15 protein-coding genes are annotated in these 17,200 nt (G+C 61.7%); 10 read left to right on the top strand and 5 right to left on the bottom strand.

The genetic code is table 11. The features are described from left to right. The 4 genes from G9X67_RS07225 to G9X67_RS07210 all read left to right on the top strand — a co-directional run bounded on the left by G9X67_RS07225 (position 1) and on the right by G9X67_RS07210 (position 2,702). Positions 1 to 744, top strand: a complete 744-nt coding sequence (locus G9X67_RS07225; protein ID WP_138330471.1) for an aspartate/glutamate racemase family protein — start codon at positions 1 to 3, stop codon at positions 742 to 744. Positions 745 to 748: 4 nt separating this feature from the next. Next, positions 749 to 1,360 carry a flavin reductase family protein gene (locus G9X67_RS07220; RefSeq protein ID WP_138330472.1) on the top strand — a complete coding sequence of 204 codons (612 nt, stop codon included), beginning with the start codon at positions 749 to 751 and terminating at the stop codon, positions 1,358 to 1,360. Between the two features lie 88 nt (positions 1,361 to 1,448). Further along, positions 1,449 to 1,946 (top strand): heme-degrading domain-containing protein, encoded by a 498-nt coding sequence (locus G9X67_RS07215; RefSeq protein ID WP_138330473.1) that lies wholly within the window; start codon positions 1,449 to 1,451, stop codon positions 1,944 to 1,946. Between the two features lie 132 nt (positions 1,947 to 2,078). Beyond that, entirely contained in the window at positions 2,079 to 2,702 is a 624-nt protein-coding gene (locus tag G9X67_RS07210) for a DUF2799 domain-containing protein (RefSeq protein ID WP_138330474.1), read from the top strand. A gap of 9 nt (positions 2,703 to 2,711) precedes the next feature. Here the strand turns inward: G9X67_RS07210 and G9X67_RS07205 are convergent, their stop codons facing one another. After that, on the bottom strand, positions 2,712 to 3,971 hold the full coding sequence (locus tag G9X67_RS07205; RefSeq protein ID WP_138330475.1) for an AGE family epimerase/isomerase: 1,260 nt from the start codon (positions 3,969 to 3,971) through the stop codon (positions 2,712 to 2,714). 170 nt (positions 3,972 to 4,141) lie between these two features. Here G9X67_RS07205 and metH point away from each other — a divergent pair, with 170 nt between their 5' ends. Then, positions 4,142 to 7,915, top strand: a complete 3,774-nt coding sequence (gene metH, locus G9X67_RS07200) for a methionine synthase (RefSeq protein ID WP_171598416.1) — start codon at positions 4,142 to 4,144, stop codon at positions 7,913 to 7,915. Positions 7,916 to 8,048: 133 nt separating this feature from the next. Here the strand turns inward: metH and G9X67_RS07195 are convergent, their stop codons facing one another. Beyond that, on the bottom strand, positions 8,049 to 8,813 hold the full coding sequence (locus G9X67_RS07195; RefSeq protein ID WP_011652849.1) for a GntR family transcriptional regulator: 765 nt from the start codon (positions 8,811 to 8,813) through the stop codon (positions 8,049 to 8,051). Next, positions 8,810 to 9,694: an N-acetylglucosamine kinase gene (locus tag G9X67_RS07190; protein ID WP_138387045.1), complete on the bottom strand. Its 885-nt coding sequence runs from the start codon at positions 9,692 to 9,694 to the stop codon at positions 8,810 to 8,812. Before G9X67_RS07190 ends, G9X67_RS07195 begins: the two co-directional genes overlap by 4 nt. Before the next feature lie 526 nt (positions 9,695 to 10,220). Here G9X67_RS07190 and G9X67_RS07185 point away from each other — a divergent pair. From G9X67_RS07185 to G9X67_RS07165, 5 genes are all read left to right on the top strand, one after another. Then, the gene (locus tag G9X67_RS07185; RefSeq protein ID WP_128438203.1) at positions 10,221 to 11,480 is read left to right on the top strand and encodes an ABC transporter substrate-binding protein; all 1,260 of its coding nucleotides are present in this window, start codon (positions 10,221 to 10,223) and stop codon (positions 11,478 to 11,480) included. Positions 11,481 to 11,697: 217 nt separating this feature from the next. Continuing rightward, entirely contained in the window at positions 11,698 to 12,645 is a 948-nt protein-coding gene (locus G9X67_RS07180) for a sugar ABC transporter permease (protein ID WP_171598415.1), read from the top strand. A 9-nt stretch (positions 12,646 to 12,654) separates the two neighbouring features. Then, on the top strand, positions 12,655 to 13,494 hold the full coding sequence (locus G9X67_RS07175; RefSeq protein WP_138330479.1) for a carbohydrate ABC transporter permease: 840 nt from the start codon (positions 12,655 to 12,657) through the stop codon (positions 13,492 to 13,494). Further along, positions 13,491 to 14,549, top strand: coding sequence for a Gfo/Idh/MocA family oxidoreductase (locus G9X67_RS07170; protein ID WP_171598414.1), 1,059 nt, complete (start codon positions 13,491 to 13,493; stop codon positions 14,547 to 14,549). The genes G9X67_RS07175 and G9X67_RS07170 overlap by 4 nt, the downstream gene beginning before the upstream one ends. A 10-nt stretch (positions 14,550 to 14,559) precedes the next feature. Then, complete coding sequence (locus tag G9X67_RS07165) at positions 14,560 to 15,561, top strand: ABC transporter ATP-binding protein (protein ID WP_138387048.1); 1,002 nt, start codon at positions 14,560 to 14,562, stop codon at positions 15,559 to 15,561. 75 nt (positions 15,562 to 15,636) lie between these two features. Here G9X67_RS07165 and G9X67_RS07160 read toward each other — a convergent pair whose 3' ends face one another. Next, entirely contained in the window at positions 15,637 to 15,942 is a 306-nt protein-coding gene (locus tag G9X67_RS07160; protein WP_012758329.1) for an NIPSNAP family protein, read from the bottom strand. Between the two features lie 196 nt (positions 15,943 to 16,138). Then, positions 16,139 to 17,200 carry an ABC transporter ATP-binding protein gene (locus tag G9X67_RS07155; RefSeq protein ID WP_164026608.1) on the bottom strand — a complete coding sequence of 354 codons (1,062 nt, stop codon included), beginning with the start codon at positions 17,198 to 17,200 and terminating at the stop codon, positions 16,139 to 16,141.

The following is a 17,200-nucleotide window of genomic DNA, read 5'->3' as shown; positions in this document are numbered from 1 at the left end:
ATGCGCATCCTCATCGTCAATCCGAACACCACGGCCTCCATGACCGAGAAGGCCGCCACCGCCGCGCGAGCGGTGGCGGCATCCGGCACGGAGATCATCGCGGCCACCTCGCGCATGGGGCCGGTTTCCATCGAGGGGCACTACGACGGGGCCTTAGCGATCCCCGGCCTGCTCGCCGAGCTTAAGGAGCGGCAGGGTGTGGGCTACGACGCGGCTGTTATCGCCTGTTTCGACGATACCGGGCTCGAAGCGGCACGAACCTTTGCCGATGTGCCGATCCTCGGGCTTTGCGAATCCGCCGTGGTGACGGCGGGCTTCCTGGCACAGCGCTTCACCGTGGTGACGACACTGGAGCGCTCGCGGGTGCTGATCGACAATCTGGTGCGCCGCTACGGCATGGGCGACCGCGCCAAGGTGCGCGCCTCCGACATCCCCGTGCTGGAGCTCGAAGATGCGACCTCGGGCGCGATCGGCAAGCTGAGGGCCGAGATCGAGCGGGCGCTTTTGGAAGACGGCGCCGAGGCGATCGTGCTCGGCTGCGCGGGCATGACCGATCTGGCGCGCGAGCTGCAGGAGATCTACGGCGTGCCTGTCGTCGATGGCGTCGCGGCCGCCGTCAAGCAGGCCGAAGCGCTGGTGTCGCTCGGGCTTTCCACCAGCAAGCGCGGCTCCTACGCCTCGCCGCTGCCGAAACCCTTCACCGGGGCGATGAGCGGTTTCTCGCCGGTCCCGAAGGTCGGCTGAACCGATGGCCGTTTCCTTCGATTTCGAGCAGCTCACTGAGCGCGAACGCTACAAGCTGATGATCGGCACGATCATCCCGCGCCCGATCGCGCTGGTGACGACGGTCGACGAGAATGGCCGGATCAATGCTGCGCCCTTCAGTTTCTTCAACTGCCTTTCGGCCGATCCGCCGATCCTGGCGATCGGGGTCGAGAACCACGCTGACATGTCGTTCAAGGACACCGGCCACAATATCCGCATGACCGAGGTGTTCACGGTCAATATCGTCTCCTTCGCCATTGCCGAGGCGATGCATGTCTGCGGCGCCAGATATCCGCGCGGCGTCGACGAATTGAAGGAGGCGGGCTTGACGGCGATGCCGGGCGAGAAGGTCGCGTCGCCCTTCATCGCCGAGGCGCCGGCCGCCTTCGAATGCAGGCGGCATGTGACGCTCGAGCTCGGCCGCTCGCGGCAGATCGTCATGGGCGAGATCGTTTACGCGCATTACTGCGACGGGGTTGTCGATCCGGAGAGGCTGCATGTCGATCCGGCCGCGGTCGATGCCATTGCGAGGCTTGGCGGCGATACCTGCGCCACCATCCGCGACCGTTTCGAGATGCTGACGCCGAAGCTCTGACATCAGGGGTAGGCCCAAGTTTTGCTTTACTTTTTCTCTTCTGATGAGAATGGTCTGCAGCGGATCATTGCAGGAGAGGGCGCCCATCATGACAATCGAGAACGATCTCAGCCGGATCGCGGAGCAGGAGAAAGCGCTGAGCTTCGACGCCTTCGACCTGACGACGGCATGGCAGCTCGGCAAGCTCCTGCAGGAACTCGCCACCGAGCGCGGCCTCGGCATCGCGATCGACGTGACCCTGCATTCGATGCCCGTTTTTTATGCGGCACTCCCGGGTGTGACACCCGACAACGTCAACTGGGTCCGCCGCAAGCGCAACATGGTGCTGCGTTATTTCCGCAGCAGCTATGCCTCCGGCCTGAAGCTGCAGAAGGATGGCAAGACGGTCGAGGATAACGGGCTTGATGGCGCCGACTATGCGCCGCATGGCGGCAGTTTCCCAATCAATCTCAAGGGTACCGGCTGCATCGGTGCCGTCACCGTCTCAGGACTGCCGCAGCGTGACGACCACAATCTCGCCGTCGAGGCGCTGGCGCTGATGCTTGCCAAGGATCTAGATACGCTGCGGCTCGCCCCGCCGCTTTGATGCGGTCTCTTCCGCCGTAATTTTGACAGAAAAAAGCCATGAAAACTGCAAAATCGCGTCGCCGCTCCGGTGACGTGGGCTTATCCTGCGGCTAAGGTGCGGCATCGCACTCCTCATCCTACCCGGGACGCCATGATCCGCTTGTTTCTTGCGCTTGCCGCCACCATCGGCTTCGGCCTTTTCCTTGCCTCCTGCAACACGCTGTCCAAGGAGGAATGCGTCGCTGCAGACTGGCGGGTGATCGGCGAGAGCGACGGCGCGGCGGGCCACGAGCCGCAACAGCGCTTCGCCGCACATGCGAAATCCTGCGAGCGGGTCAAGATCGTGCCCGATCAGACGATTTGGTTTCAGGGGTATCAGGCAGGTCTCGTGCGCTATTGCACGCCGCTTAGCGGGCTTGCGCGCGGCCAGGCAGGTAGCGGCTATGCCAATGTCTGCCCACCCGAGACCGCGCCCGGTTTCCTGCGCGGCTTCGGTCTCGGCAGCAAGCAGCACGAGCTGCAGACGCGCCTCAGCTCGATGCAGAACGACTACAGTTTCAAGGAGACCAGCATCGACGAGCTCTCCGACAAGCTGAGGGATGCCAAGGACGGTGACCGGTCGGAACTGCGCCGGCGGATCGAGGATCTGGAGGACGACCTGCACGACATCCGCCGCGACCAGCGCGACGTGCAGGACGATCTCGACCGCATCAACGAGGATGTCGAATGGTTCCAGCGGAACCCGAGCGCCGAGCTGCCGGCGCCGGGCTACTGATCCCCGACCTCAGAGCTTGCCGCCAGCCTCAGTGATGCCTTTCGTCAGGCTACCCGTGGCCGGGAAGAGCGGGATGAGGCAGGCCTGCAGGGCGTGATAGATATCGCCCTTGCCGGGAAACAGCGAGTGCGAGGGAACGAGATCTTCTGTCAGCTCCTCGTGCCAGCCGCCGTTCTTGTGGTCGATGAAGGCGCGCTCGATCACGTTCCAGATCTTGCGATAGCTCTCCTCATGGAAATCGCTCGGCAGGTGCTCGTTGAGGAAATGCGCGGCAGCCGCACCTTCGCAGGCTGGCCACCAGAGCTTGTTGCGCTTGGCGGGCTTGTCGTCCCAATCGAGCGTATAGAAGAAGCCGCCCTTGTCGTTGTCCCAGCCGAGTGCCATGGATTGCGCAAAGAGCGCCTTGGCCGCATCCGGCATCCATTCGATCCGCTTGCCGCCGAGCGCCCAGAGTTGCAGGATGAGGCGGGTCCATTCCAGCCAGTGGCCGGGCGTCGTGCCGGCCGGGCGGAACATTTCGTTCGGGTGATAGTAGGTCTTGTCGAGGTTCCATTCGGCATCGAAATGCTCGGCGACGCGCCAGTCGACCGAACCGGCCGCGCGGCGGATGACGAGATCGGCGATGCTTTCGGCCTTGGTCAGATATTGCCGGTCGCCGGTGGCCTCGAAGGCCGCCATCAGCGCTTCGGTCAGGTGCATATTGGAGTTCTGGCCGCGATAGGTGCCGCCATCGAGCGGCTGCCAGTCGGCGGTGAATTCCTCGGCAATCGCGCCGTGTTTGGCTTCCCAGAACTTCGTGTTGAGGATCTCGGTGATATCGGCGAGCATGCCGTCGGCAAGCGGATGACCGATCGTCTTTGCGGATGAGGCGGCGAGCAGCACGAAAGCATGGCCATAGCCCTGCTTGTTGGAATCAACGGGACCGTCATTGTTGAGCGACCAGAAATAGCCGCCATTTTTCCGGTCGCGGTGGTGGTTCCAGATATAGTCCATGCCGTGATCGACGGCGTCGGAGGCTCCTGGACGGCCGAGTAGGGCGCCGATCGAGAAGCAATGGACGGCGCGCGCGGCGATATGGATGCCGCGAACCTGGCCATCGGCGTCGAGAGGGTTACCGGCGTCGTCGAGATCGTAGAAACCGCCCTTGGGGTTGACCGAATTGTGCTGGAAAAAATCGAAGAGACCGTTCGCCTGGGTCAGCAGCCAGCCGCGGTGATAGGCGCGGGTCGTCCAGTTTCCAAGCACGGCGTTGCCGGTTGCGGGTGCCATGATGCTCCTCCGATTTCGTGCACAAAGCGTTGTAAACGCCTATATAGGCGTCGTGCGAGTCTGTCATCCGGCGAGATTTGCAAAGCACGAAATCGATAGGCATATATTGACATAAAGATATCTTTATGTGATTTGGACTATCTGGTCTTATGACGTCAAGGAGCCTTCCCGTGTTTGACAATCTCTTTGGTCCGGAAACGGGCAAACGTGACGGCAGTGAAGTTTTCGCAGCTTTGAGACAAGCCGCAAGCGAACGCATCCTTGTTTTGGACGGCGCTATGGGCACGCAGATCCAGGGGCTCGGCTATGATGAAGACCAGTTCCGCGGGACGCGCTTCATCGGCTGCGCCTGTCACCAGAAGGGCAATAACGACCTTCTGATCCTGACCCAGCCGGATGCGATCGAAGGGATCCACTATAGATACGCCAAGGCTGGCGCCGATATTCTCGAGACCAACACCTTCTCCTCGACCCGCATCGCGCAGGCCGATTACGAGATGGAAGGTGCGGTCTACGACCTCAACAAGGAAGGTGCCGAGATCGTGCGCCGCGCGGCGCAGCGCGCCGAGCGTGAGGATGGCCGCCGCCGCTTCGTCGCCGGCGCCATCGGGCCGACCAACCGCACGGCCTCGATCTCGCCTGATGTCAACAATCCGGGCTTTCGCGCCGTCACTTTCGACGATCTGCGTTCCGCTTATGGCGAGCAGATCGACGGATTGATCGACGGCGGCGCTGACATCATCCTCATCGAAACGATCTTCGACACGCTGAACGCCAAGGCGGCGATCTTCGCCTGCGAGGAGCGCTTCGAGGCCAAGGGCGTGCGCCTGCCCGTGATGATCTCGGGTACGATCACCGACCTTTCCGGCCGCACGCTGTCCGGCCAGACGCCGTCGGCCTTCTGGAATTCCGTGCGCCATGCCAATCCCTTCACGATCGGGCTCAACTGCGCGCTCGGCGCCAACGCGATGCGCCCGCACCTGCAGGAACTTTCGGGCGTCGCCGACACCTTCATCTGCGCCTATCCGAATGCCGGCCTGCCGAACGAGTTCGGCCAGTATGACGAAACGCCGGAGCTGATGGCGGCGCAGATCGACGGCTTCGCCCGCGAGGGCCTGGTCAATATCGTCGGCGGCTGCTGTGGCTCGACGCCTGAACATATCAAGGCGATCGCCGAGACCGTCGCGAAATACAAGCCACGGCCGATTCCCGAGCATCGCCCCTTCATGTCGCTGTCGGGTCTCGAACCCTTTGAACTGACCAAGGACATTCCCTTCGTCAATGTCGGCGAGCGCACCAACGTCACCGGCTCGGCCCGCTTCCGCAAACTGATCACCAACGCCGATTTCACTGCAGCGCTCGATGTCGCCCGTGACCAGGTCGAGAACGGCGCGCAGGTGATCGACATCAACATGGACGAAGGCCTGATCGATTCCGAAAAGGCGATGGTCGAGTTCCTCAACCTGATCGCCGCCGAGCCTGACATCGCGCGTGTGCCTGTCATGATCGACTCGTCGAAGTTCTCGATCATCGAATCCGGCCTGAAGCGCGTCCAGGGCAAGCCGATCGTCAACTCGATCTCGCTGAAGGAAGGCGAAGAGAATTTCCTCGCCCAGGCGCGGCTGCTGCACAATTACGGCGCTGCCGTCGTCGTCATGGCCTTCGATGAGACGGGGCAGGCGGACAGCTACGAGCGCAAGGTGGATATCTGCACGCGCGCCTACAAGCTGCTGACCGAGAAGATCGGCTACCCGCCCGAGGACATCATCTTCGACCCGAACATCTTCGCGGTCGCGACCGGCATCGAAGAGCACAATAATTACGGCGTCGACTTCATCGAGGCGACGCGGACGATCCGTGAGCGCATGCCGCTGGTACACATTTCGGGCGGCGTCTCGAACCTGTCCTTCTCGTTCCGCGGCAACGAGCCGGTGCGCGAGGCGATGCACGCCGTGTTCCTCTACCACGCCATCCAGGCGGGCATGGACATGGGCATCGTCAATGCCGGCCAGCTTGCGGTCTACGACAACATCGATCCCGAGCTGCGCGAGGCCTGCGAGGACGTGGTGCTGAACCGTCGTCCTGATGGTACCGAGCGGCTGCTCGAAGTGGCGGAGAAATTCCGTGGCGGCGCCGCACGCGAAGGCCGCGTCCAGGATCTTTCCTGGCGCGAATGGAGCGTCGAGAAGCGTCTGGAGCATGCGTTGGTCAACGGCATCACCGAATATATCGAGGCCGATACCGAAGAGGCGCGCCTGCAGGCAGCCCGGCCGCTGCATGTCATCGAAGGGCCGCTGATGGCCGGCATGAATGTCGTCGGCGATCTCTTCGGCTCGGGCAAGATGTTCCTGCCGCAGGTGGTCAAGTCGGCGCGTGTGATGAAGCAGGCGGTGGCCGTGCTGCTGCCCTACATGGAAGAGGAAAAGCGCCTCAACGGCGGCGATGAACGCCGGTCGGCCGGCAAGATCCTGATGGCGACGGTCAAGGGCGACGTGCATGATATCGGCAAGAACATCGTCGGCGTCGTGCTTGCCTGCAATAATTATGAGATCGTCGACCTCGGCGTGATGGTGCCGGCGACGAAGATCCTCGAAACGGCCATTGCCGAGAAGGTCGATGTCATCGGCCTTTCCGGCCTGATCACGCCGTCGCTCGACGAGATGGTGCATGTTGCCGCCGAGATGGAGCGCCAGGGCTTCGAGATTCCACTCTTGATCGGCGGGGCGACGACCAGCCGTGTGCATACGGCCGTGAAGATCCATCCTGGATATAACAAGGGCCAGACGGTCTATGTGACCGATGCGAGCCGCGCCGTCGGCGTCGTCTCGGCGCTGCTCTCGCCGGAGACACGCAAGGGCTATGTCGACGATATAAGAGCCGAATATGCCAAGGTGGCGGCCGCCCATGCACGCAGCGAGGCCGAGAAGGTGCGTCTGCCGTTGCCCCGGGCTCGCGAGAATGCCCACAAGATCGCCTGGTCCGCCCACCAGCCGACTAAGCCGCAATTCTTCGGCACGCGGGTGTTCGAGGATTACGATCTGGCCGAGCTAGCCAAATACATCGACTGGACGCCGTTCTTCCAGACCTGGGAGTTGCGCGGCCGCTACCCGGCCATTCTCGAAGACGAGAAGCAGGGCGAGGCGGCGCGTGCGCTCTGGGCCGATGCGCAGGCGATGCTGAAGAAGATTATCGACGAGAAGTGGTTCCGCCCGCGCGCCGTCATCGGCTTCTGGCCGGCAGGCGCTGTCGGCGACGACATTCGCCTGTTCACCGACGAGAGCCGCAGCCAAGAACTCGCCACCTTCTACACGCTGCGCCAGCAGCTTTCCAAACGGGACGGGCGGCCGAACGTGGCGCTTTCCGATTTCGTGGCGCCGGTCTCAAGCGGTGTGCAGGATTATGTCGGTGGCTTCGTGGTGACGGCCGGTATCGAGGAAATCGCCATCGCCGAACGTTTCGCGCGGGCGAACGACGATTATTCCTCGATCCTCGTCAAGGCGCTGGCCGACCGCTTCGCCGAAGCCTTCGCCGAACGTATGCATGAGCAGGTGCGGCGCGAATACTGGGGCTATGCGAAGGACGAGACGCTCAGCAAGGAGGATCTCATCACCGAAGCCTATGCCGGCATCCGCCCGGCACCCGGTTATCCCGCCCAGCCCGATCACACGGAAAAGGCAACGCTCTTCAAGCTGCTCGATGCTGAAAAAGCCGCCGGCGTGAAGCTGACGGAGAGTTATGCGATGTGGCCGGGTTCCTCGGTCTCCGGCCTCTATATCGGCCATCCCGACTCCTATTATTTCGGCGTCGCCAAGGTGGAGCGCGATCAGGTGGAGGATTATGCGGCCCGCAAGGATATGGCGGTTTCCGAAGTCGAGCGTTGGCTCGGGCCGGTGCTGAACTACGTGCCGCGCAAGACCGAAACCGAGATCGAGGATGCGGCGTAAGCGGCCGCTTGGCGTCGTCCGCTGATAAAGTGATTCAAGAAACGAGGAAGCCGGAAAGTGATTCACTTTCCGGCTTCATGCTTTTGAAAATCAAGAAGATTTTTCTGTTTAACCGGTGATGTCGGCTTTGCGGTCAAGTCACCGCGATCGTCAGCTCCGCGACGAAATCATAGGCGTCGCCGCGATAGAGTGAGCGGGTGAATTCGACGGCGCGGCCGGAGCCGAGATAGGAAATGCGCTCGATCGACAGGCCGGCCGCACCGACGGAGACACCGAGAAGCTGGGCGTCGGCTTCCTTCATGTTGGTGGCCGAGATGCGCTGCACTGCGCGCACCGGGCGGACCTGGAGGCGTTCGAGTTCGGCATAGAGCGAATTGGTGACGGCCGACGGATCGGGCAGGAATTCGCCGGAGACGCTGGCATTCTCGATCGCCAGCGGCTGGTCGTCGGCGATGCGCAGGCGGGAAAGGCGCGAAACCTTGACGTCGGTGCCGAGGCCAAGGATCATCATCTCGTCGGGCGAGGGGGTGTGGATGCCCTTGTGCAGCCATTCGGAGCGGGAGGACATGCCGCGGCGCGCCATATCCTCAGTAAAGGAGGTGAGCTGCGACAGGCGTTGCTCGACCTTGGAGACCGGCTTGGCGACGAAGGTGCCCGAGCCGTGGCGGCGCACCAGCAGGCCATCGGCGACAAGTTCGTCGATCGCCTTTCGCACGGTGACGCGGCTGACGGCGGCGAATTCGGCGATGTCGCGTTCCGGCGGCAGCGCATCGCCGTGGCCGAGCGTGCCGGTGCGCACGGCCTCTTCGAGCATGCGGCGCAGCTTGACGTAGAGCGGGCCGGTGCCGGCGGCCTGCAAGCGCTCCAGGGATAGGATGGTAGCGAGGTCGTCGCTCATGCCGCACCTCTCTGCCTGTCGTTCAAGAGCTTCACCGCAAGTTCCACCGCGCCGTGCAAGGCATCGTTCTTCGGTCTGGCGAGCAGCGGCCTGTAGCGTTCGGAAAGCCAGGGTTCATAAGCTTCGGCAAGACCTCCGAGCAGGCAGATCGACGGGCATTCGGACCAGAGCAGCGCGTCGAGGCTTTCGCCGATCGCCGTTGCCGCATCCGTGACGATGCCGACCGCGATAGCATCGCCCTTGGCCGCATGTTCGAAGACGATCGGTGCGTAGCGGGCAAAGTCCTTCGGTCTTGCCGAGTGCGCGAATTCGACGATGTGCTCGGGATCGTTGCCATATTCGGTCATGACCGCTTCGGTGATCGGCGATGCCGGGCGCACTCTGTCGTGGGCGAGCAGCGATCTTTCCAGGAGGTCGCGGCCGAGGCGGGCGCCGCTTGCCTGGTCGCCAACAACGGAACCCCAGCCGCCGATGCCGTTCAGCCGGCCGTCCTTGCGGGCATTATAGACGGAGCCTGTTCCGAAGGCGCCAACGATGCCGTCGGCATCGCCGAGCGCGCCCTGCAGGGCGATCAGCGCATCGGTGACGACGCGGCCTTCGGCAAAGGGCAGGGCCTTTTCGATTCGCCTGCCGTAATCCCCGACATTGGCGCCGGCAACGCCGACGACGGCTGCGACAGAGGAAAGGGTCTCAGCATCGAGCCCGGCATCGCGTAGCGCCTGCCGGGCGGATTCGACGATATTGAGAAGAGAGTTTTCGAGATCCGACAGAATGTTGGCAGGGCCGGCCTTGCCGCGGCCGATGACTTTGCCGTTCCTGTCCGCGACTGCGGCCCGGCAGCTCGTTCCGCCGCCGTCTATGCCGATTGCAAGCTCTGTCATCGGGCCTCCGAATATGCCGTTCCCCATGGTTTTTAATACAATACCAAAAAAATACCATTTACCAAGTGGGAATGATGGAGAAAATTCATCTTTTTATCATATTGATTTTACTAGCTAAAATTTTTTAATCAATTTTATCCGGCCAAAAAGTTAAATTCGGCTGGACAATTGGTATTTTTTTGGCCTTAATTCGACAAAAGGGAACAGCACTTCGAGGCTGACGAAAACCGGCAGTTAAACCAAGCCGGAACCGCTTCGAGGATGATCGAGATGACGACCTGCCGCCCCGTCAAGCTGGTGGTGAAGGTCAGGCATCCATCGGCTTTCCCCGCCATTTCGCCACCCCGGTGCAGTCGCCGGGAAGGCGCGCAGTTCGGCCGCAGGCGTCCGCCTTCGTGTCCGTTGAGCTTTCGGGACCGGCATTGCTGGCGGTCCTCCAAGGGGCATTGGGTGTTACCTCAAACACGCCAATTGCTTGTTTCAGATCGAAAACAGCGCCTAACGGCGCTTAAAACAGGAGAGGGAAATGAAAAACACTGCTCTGAAAAGCTTGCTGCTTGCCTCCAGTCTGCTGAGTTCAGCGGGCCTCGTCCATGCCGCCGACGTCACGCTGACGGTCGAAAGCTGGCGTAACGACGACCTGCAGATCTGGCAGGAAAAGATCATCCCGGCTTTCGAAGCCAAGAACCCGGGCATCAAGATCGTTTTCTCGCCGACCGCGCCGACCGAATACAACGCCTCGCTGAATGCCAAGCTCGATGCAGGCTCCGCAGGCGATATCATCACCTGCCGTCCGTTCGATGCCTCGCTCGAACTCTTCAACAAGAAGCAGCTCACTGACATCACCAGCCTGCCTGGCATGGAGAACTTCTCGCCGGTCGCCAAGGCCGCCTGGAGCACCGACGACGGCAAGTCGACCTTCTGCGTGCCGATGGCTTCTGTCATCCACGGCTTCATCTACAACAAGGATGCCTTCGACAAGCTCGGCATCTCTGTGCCGAAGACCCAGGACGAGTTCTACGCAGCGCTCGACAAGATCAAGGCCGACGGCACCTACATTCCGCTCGCCATGGGCACGAAGGACCTCTGGGAAGCCGCTACCATGGGCTACCAGAATATCGGCCCGAACTACTGGAAGGGTGAGGATGGCCGCGCCGCCCTGATCGCCGGCAAGCAGAAGCTGACGGATGCCGACTGGGTCAAACCCTATGAAGAGCTTGCCAAGTGGAAGCCCTATCTCGGCGACGGCTTCGAAGCCCAGACCTATTCGGACAGCCAGAACCTGTTCACGCTCGGTCGTGCCGCGATCTATCCGGCCGGCTCGTGGGAAATCTCGCTGTTCAACAGCCAGGCGCAGTTCAAGATGGGCGCCTTCCCGCCGCCGGTTCCGAAGGCCGGCGACACGGGCTACATCTCCGACCATCCGGATATCGGTGTCGCTCTGAACACCAAGAGCACGCATGCCGAGGAAGCCAAGAAGTTCCTCAGCTGGGTCGCTTCGCCTGAGTTCGCCGATATCTACGCCAACGCGCTGCCGGGCTTCTTCAGCCTGAACTCTAACCCGGTCAAGATGTCCGATCCGCTCGCTCAGGAATTCGTCTCCTGGCGCGGCCCGTACAAGTCGACGGTGCGCTCGACCTATCAGATCCTGTCGCGCGGCACGCCGAACCTCGAAAACGAGACCTGGGTCGAATCGGCCAATGTGATCAACGGCACGGATACGCCGGCGGTTGCTGCCGAGAAGCTCCAGAAGGGCCTCGACAGCTGGTACAAGCCGGCCAAGTGATGTGATCAGGGGCGGCTTTTGCTGCCCCTCATCCGGCCTGCCGGCCACCTTCTCCCCGCTCGCGGGGAGAAGGAGACTCGCAGCGACCTCCCAGCCCGATATGGCATCTTAGCAGGGCGTGTTCCCTCTCTTCCCAGGTGGCAGAGAGTTAGGGTGAGGCGCAACGTTTTCCACCTGTGCTGCCGTTGCAGCCAGTCGACAAGAACAGGCAAAAGCCATGAGCGAAACCGACAACGCGGCCGATATCGTCCCGATCAAGCGCCCGGTGCGCTGGCATATTTTCGTCTTTATGCTGCCGGCCCTGATCATCTATTCCGCCGTCATGGTGCTGCCGCTCATCGAAACCCTTCGGTTGTCGCTCTACAATACGGTCGACGGGCAGCCGGCCTTCGTCGGTCTTGCTAATTTCAAGGTGCTGTTCGGTGATCCGCGCTGGGCGCGTGATTTCTGGAACGCGCTCGTCAACAACCTGATCTTCTTTGCCATCCACATGTGCGTGCAGAACCCGATCGGCGTGGCGCTAGCCGCCCTGCTTTCGGTGCCGAAGCTGCGCGGCGTTGCCTTCTACCGCACGGCGATGTTCCTGCCGACGCTCTTGTCCTTCGTCATCGTCGGTTTCATCTGGAAGCTCATCCTTTCGCCGATCTGGGGCGTGGCGCCCTGGATGCTCGATCTCATCGGTTTGAAATTCCTGTTCGCGCCCTGGCTCGGCCAGTCCGGCCCGGCGCTGATCGCAGTGTCGCTGATCTCGAACTGGCAATATATCGGCATTCCGATGATGCTGATCTATGCGGCCCTTCTGAGCATCCCCGAGGAAGTGATTGAGGCGGCCGAATGCGACGGCATCACCGGCTGGGCGCAATTCTGGAAGATCAAGCTGCCGCTCATCCTGCCGGCGATCGGCATCATCTCGATCCTGACCTTCGTCGGCAATTTTAACGCCTTCGACCTGATCTATACCGTGCAGGGGGCGCTTGCCGGGCCTAACATGTCGACCGACATTCTCGGGACGCTGCTCTACCGCACCTTCTTCGGTTTCCAGCTTCAGCTCGGCGACCGCTCGATGGGGGCGACGATCGCCACAGTGATGTTCCTCATCATCCTCGCCGGCGTCTCGCTTTATCTCTTCGTCATCCAGCGGCGCATGCGTCGCTATCAATTCTGAGGAGCGCGCATGTCCAAGGCACGCACATCTCCCATCCGCACCGGCCTCGTGCACCTGGCACTGAGCGCCTATACGCTGGTCGCGCTGTTTCCGGTGTTTCTGACCATCATCAACTCGTTCAAGGATCGCGCCTCGATCTTCCGCGAGCCGCTGATGATCCCGACACCATCGACCTTCAGCCTCGTCGGCTATCAGACGGTGTTGGGGCAGGGCGATTTCGCCACCTATTTCCAGAACAGCTTCATCGTCACGATCGTCTCGATCCTGCTGGTGCTGCTCTTCGGCGCCATGGCGGCGTTCGCGCTCTCGGAGTATCGCTTCCGCGGCAATATGCTGCTGGGCCTCTACATGGCGATCGGCATCATGATCCCGATCCGTCTCGGCACGGTGGCGATCCTGCAGGGCATGGTGGCGGCCGGCCTCGTCAATACGCTGACGGCGCTGATCCTGGTCTATACTGCGCAGGGCATACCGCTGGCGATCTTCATCCTGTCGGAGTTCATGCGCACGGTTTCGGACGATCTGAAGAATGCCGGGCGCATCGACGGGCTTTCCGAATATGCGATCTTCTTCCGCCTGGTGCTGCCGCTGGTGCGCCCGGCCATGGCGACGGTCGCCGTCTTCACGATGATCCCGATCTGGAACGACCTCTGGTTCCCGTTGATCCTGGCGCCCTCCGAGGCCACCAAGACGGTCACGCTCGGCTCGCAGATCTTCATCGGCCAGTTCGTCACCAACTGGAACGCGGTGTTGGCGGCGCTGTCGCTGGCGATCCTGCCGATCCTCGTCCTCTACGTCATCTTCTCGCGGCAGCTGATCCGCGGCATCACGTCAGGAGCCGTCAAGTGACTGAAAAACCGATCCGCGTCCTCGTTGCCGGCCTCGGCAATATGGGCCGCAGCCATGCGCTCGCCTATCACAACAATCCCGGCTTTGAGATCGTCGGTCTCGTCAACCGCTCGACGCCGCAATTGGAGCCTGAGCTGCAGGGCTATACGATCCATCCCGACTTCATGACGGCGCTGGCCGAGCTGAAGCCGGACCTCTGCTCCATCAACACCTATTCCGACAGCCATGCCGATTATGCGGTCGCTGCCTTCGAGGCCGGCTGCGATGTCTTCGTGGAAAAGCCGCTGGCAACCACCGTCGCCGATGCCGAGCGCGTCGTCGCGGCAGCTGGGAAGGCGGGGCGCAAGCTGGTGATCGGCTATATCCTTCGCCATCATCCTTCCTGGATGAAGCTGATCGAAGAGGCGCGCAAGCTCGGCCCGCCTTACGTCTTCCGCATGAACCTCAACCAGCAGTCCAGCGGCCCGACCTGGGCGACGCATAAGTCGCTGATGCGCACCACCTCGCCGATTGTCGATTGCGGTGTGCATTATGTCGACGTCATGTGCCAGATCACTGACGCGAGGGCCGTCGAGGTGCGCGGCATGGGGCTGCGCATGTCCGACGAGATCGCTGCCGACATGTATAATTACGGTCACCTGCAGGTGCTGTTCGAGGATGGTTCCGTCGGCTGGTACGAAGCCGGCTGGGGTCCGATGATTTCGGAAACCGCCTTCTTCGTGAAGGATGTGATGTCGCCGAAGGGCGCGGTGTCGATCGTCATGGATCCGAACGCCAAGTCCGACGATATAGACACGCACACCAAGACCTCGGTGATCCGGCTGCATACGGCAGAGACCGGGCCTGACGGCAAGTTCATCCGGCCCGACCAGGACATGACGATGGAAGGCGAACCTGGCCATCAGGCGCTCTGCAACCTGGAACAGGCCTTCATGCTGAGGGCGATCCGCGAGGATCTGGACCTCGACCGCCATATGGCGGATGCGGTGGCGTCGCTGCGCATCTGCCTTGCCGCCGACGAGAGCGTGCGTACCGGCCAACCGGTCAGATTGTAAGGGAAAGACAGTGGGATCGCTTCAACTCAAATCCATCCGCAAGACCTATGGCACGCATGAAGTGCTGAAAGGCATCGACCTCGAGGTCAAGGACGGCGAATTCGTCATCTTCGTCGGGCCGTCGGGCTGCGGGAAATCGACGCTGCTGCGCAGCATTGCAGGCCTCGAAGACGTTACCTCGGGCGCCGTCGTCATCAACGGCCGCGATGAGACGCTGACGCCGCCGGCCAAGCGCGGCATCGCCATGGTGTTTCAGTCCTACGCGCTTTATCCGCATCTGACGGTCAAGGACAATATGGGGCTCGGGCTCAAGCAGGCCGGCACCGCCAAGGATGAGATCGAAAGGCGTGTCGGCAAGGCGTCCGGCATGCTCTCGCTGGAACCCTATCTCGCGCGCCGGCCGGCCGAACTCTCCGGCGGCCAGCGCCAGCGCGTCGCCATCGGCCGCGCCATCGTGCGCGAACCGGAACTCTTCCTGTTCGATGAGCCGCTGTCGAACCTCGATGCGGCGCTGCGCGTCCAGACCCGCCTCGAAATCGCCCGGCTGCACCGCAGCCTGAAGGCAACGATGATCTATGTCACCCACGACCAGGTCGAGGCGATGACGCTTGCCGACAAGATCGTTGTCCTGAATGCCGGGGCGATCGAGCAGATCGGTTCGCCGATGGAACTCTACAAACGACCGGCCAATGTTTTCGTTGCCGGCTTCATAGGCTCGCCGCAGATGAATTTCATCGCGGCCGAGAAGGTCGGCGATCATAGCGCCAAGACGATCGGCGTGCGTCCCGAACACGTGACGTTATCGCGCGAACAGGGGACTTGGGCTGCGAAGGTCGTGCATGTCGAGCATCTCGGCGCGGACACGATCATCTATCTGGAATCCGACCAGTGCGGCCTGTTGACGGCGCGCCTGTTTGGCGAGCATCAGTACGAGCCGGACGAGATCGTCTATGCGACGCCGGACCAGGCGCACGTGCATCGTTTCGATGTCGACGACCAGGCGATCCGCTAAGCGCATGACAGAACGAAAAAAGCCCCGCCAGCCAACCTCGCGGGGCTTTTTCATTTCCCGTCGTGCATGGTTCGCTCAACCGAGCACGGGCCGCATGAAGCTGCGTTCATAGCTGACGATACTGCGGTTGCGTTTGTCGAGCTCGAAAGCGGCCTGACATTCCGGATCGCTGGCCATGCGCGTGCGATAGTCCTCGTAGGCGGCAAGGCTCGGGAAGGAAAACAAGGCAACGGCAATGTTGTTGGCGCCTTCGGACGGCAGGAAATAACCGTGATGGGTGCCACCCATCCTGTTGACGATCGGAATCCAGAGCCGGGCATATTCTTCGAATTCGGCTAGCTTGTAGGGATCGATCACATAACGCAGGTGGCAGGTAATCATTGAAATATCCCATCAGGTAAGATGCTGGGCGGAAGGCTGCCCGGCTGATTTGGTTTGCTCAACTTCTGACATCGAGCTGGGGGAGTTCAAGTGCTTTGTGGTGATGGCTGCATCACGATTGCTGACGGCTCGAACGAGCTGAAATGAAAAAAAGCGCCGTTTTGCGGCGCCTTTTGTCTCAGCGGTATTGGCGAAATCAGTCGCGGATGATGAGCAGGTCGGCTGCCATGAAGCGCAGGGTTACCGTTTCGCCTGCCTGCGGCGGGGTGGTGCCCGGGCTGTTGAACATGTCGAAGGAGATGACGTTGCCTCCGACATTCATGCGGGTGCGGATGACCGACCCCAGGAAGTGGGCCGAAACGACCTGGCCGGTCAGCGCCGTGTCGCTCTTGACGCTGTCAGAGAGCGAGCCCGCTTCCGGGCGCAGCGCCAGCGAGATGGTTTCGCCAGCCTTGTGAGCGGCGACCGACTGCTTCAGCGTTATGCCCTGATCACCGATCTGGATGCGGTTGCTGTCGGGATCGACGACCTTGGCTTCGATCAGGTTCAGCGTGCCGACGAAGGAGGCGACGAAGCGCGTTGCCGGCGTATTGTAGATCTCGAAAGGCGAACCGATCTGGTCGGCCTTGCCGGCATTCATGACGACGATGCGGTCGGAGATCGAAAGGGCTTCTTCCTGATCATGGGTGACGAAGACCGTGGTGATGCCGAGCTGCTGCTGGATCTGGCGGATTTCCTCGCGCAGCGACACGCGGATCTTGGCGTCGAGTGCGGAGAGCGGCTCGTCGAGCAGCAACACTTGCGGCTTTACGGCGAGCGCACGGGCAAGGGCGACTCGCTGCTGCTGGCCGCCCGACAGTTGATAGGGGAAGCGGTCGGCCAGGTGATCGAGCTTGATCAGGCCGAGCATTTCCTTGACGCGGGCGTCGATCTCAGGTTTTGGGGCGCCGGCGACCTTGAGACCGAAGGCGACATTGTCGTGTACCGTCATGTTGGGGAAGAGCGCGTAGGCCTGGAACACCATGCCGATATTGCGCTGGTTCGGCTTCAGCGCGCTTTGGTCCTTGCCGTTGATGGTCAGCGTGCCGCCGGTTGGCGTTTCGAAGCCGGCGATCATGCGCAGAACGGTCGTCTTGCCGCAGCCCGACGGCCCGAGGAAGGAGACGAACTCACCCTTCTCGATGTTCATGTTGAAGTTCTTGACGACCTGAACCGGGCCGAAGGATTTTTGAATGTTGTTCAGCGTGAGAAAAGACAT

Origin of the sequence: Rhizobium sp. WYCCWR 11152 (genome assembly GCF_013087615.1) — a bacterium.
GTDB classification, from domain to species: Bacteria; Pseudomonadota; Alphaproteobacteria; order Rhizobiales; family Rhizobiaceae; genus Rhizobium; species Rhizobium indicum.
The sequence above is the reverse complement of the archived record's forward strand: the minus strand, read 5'-3'. Positions and strand labels throughout refer to the sequence as shown.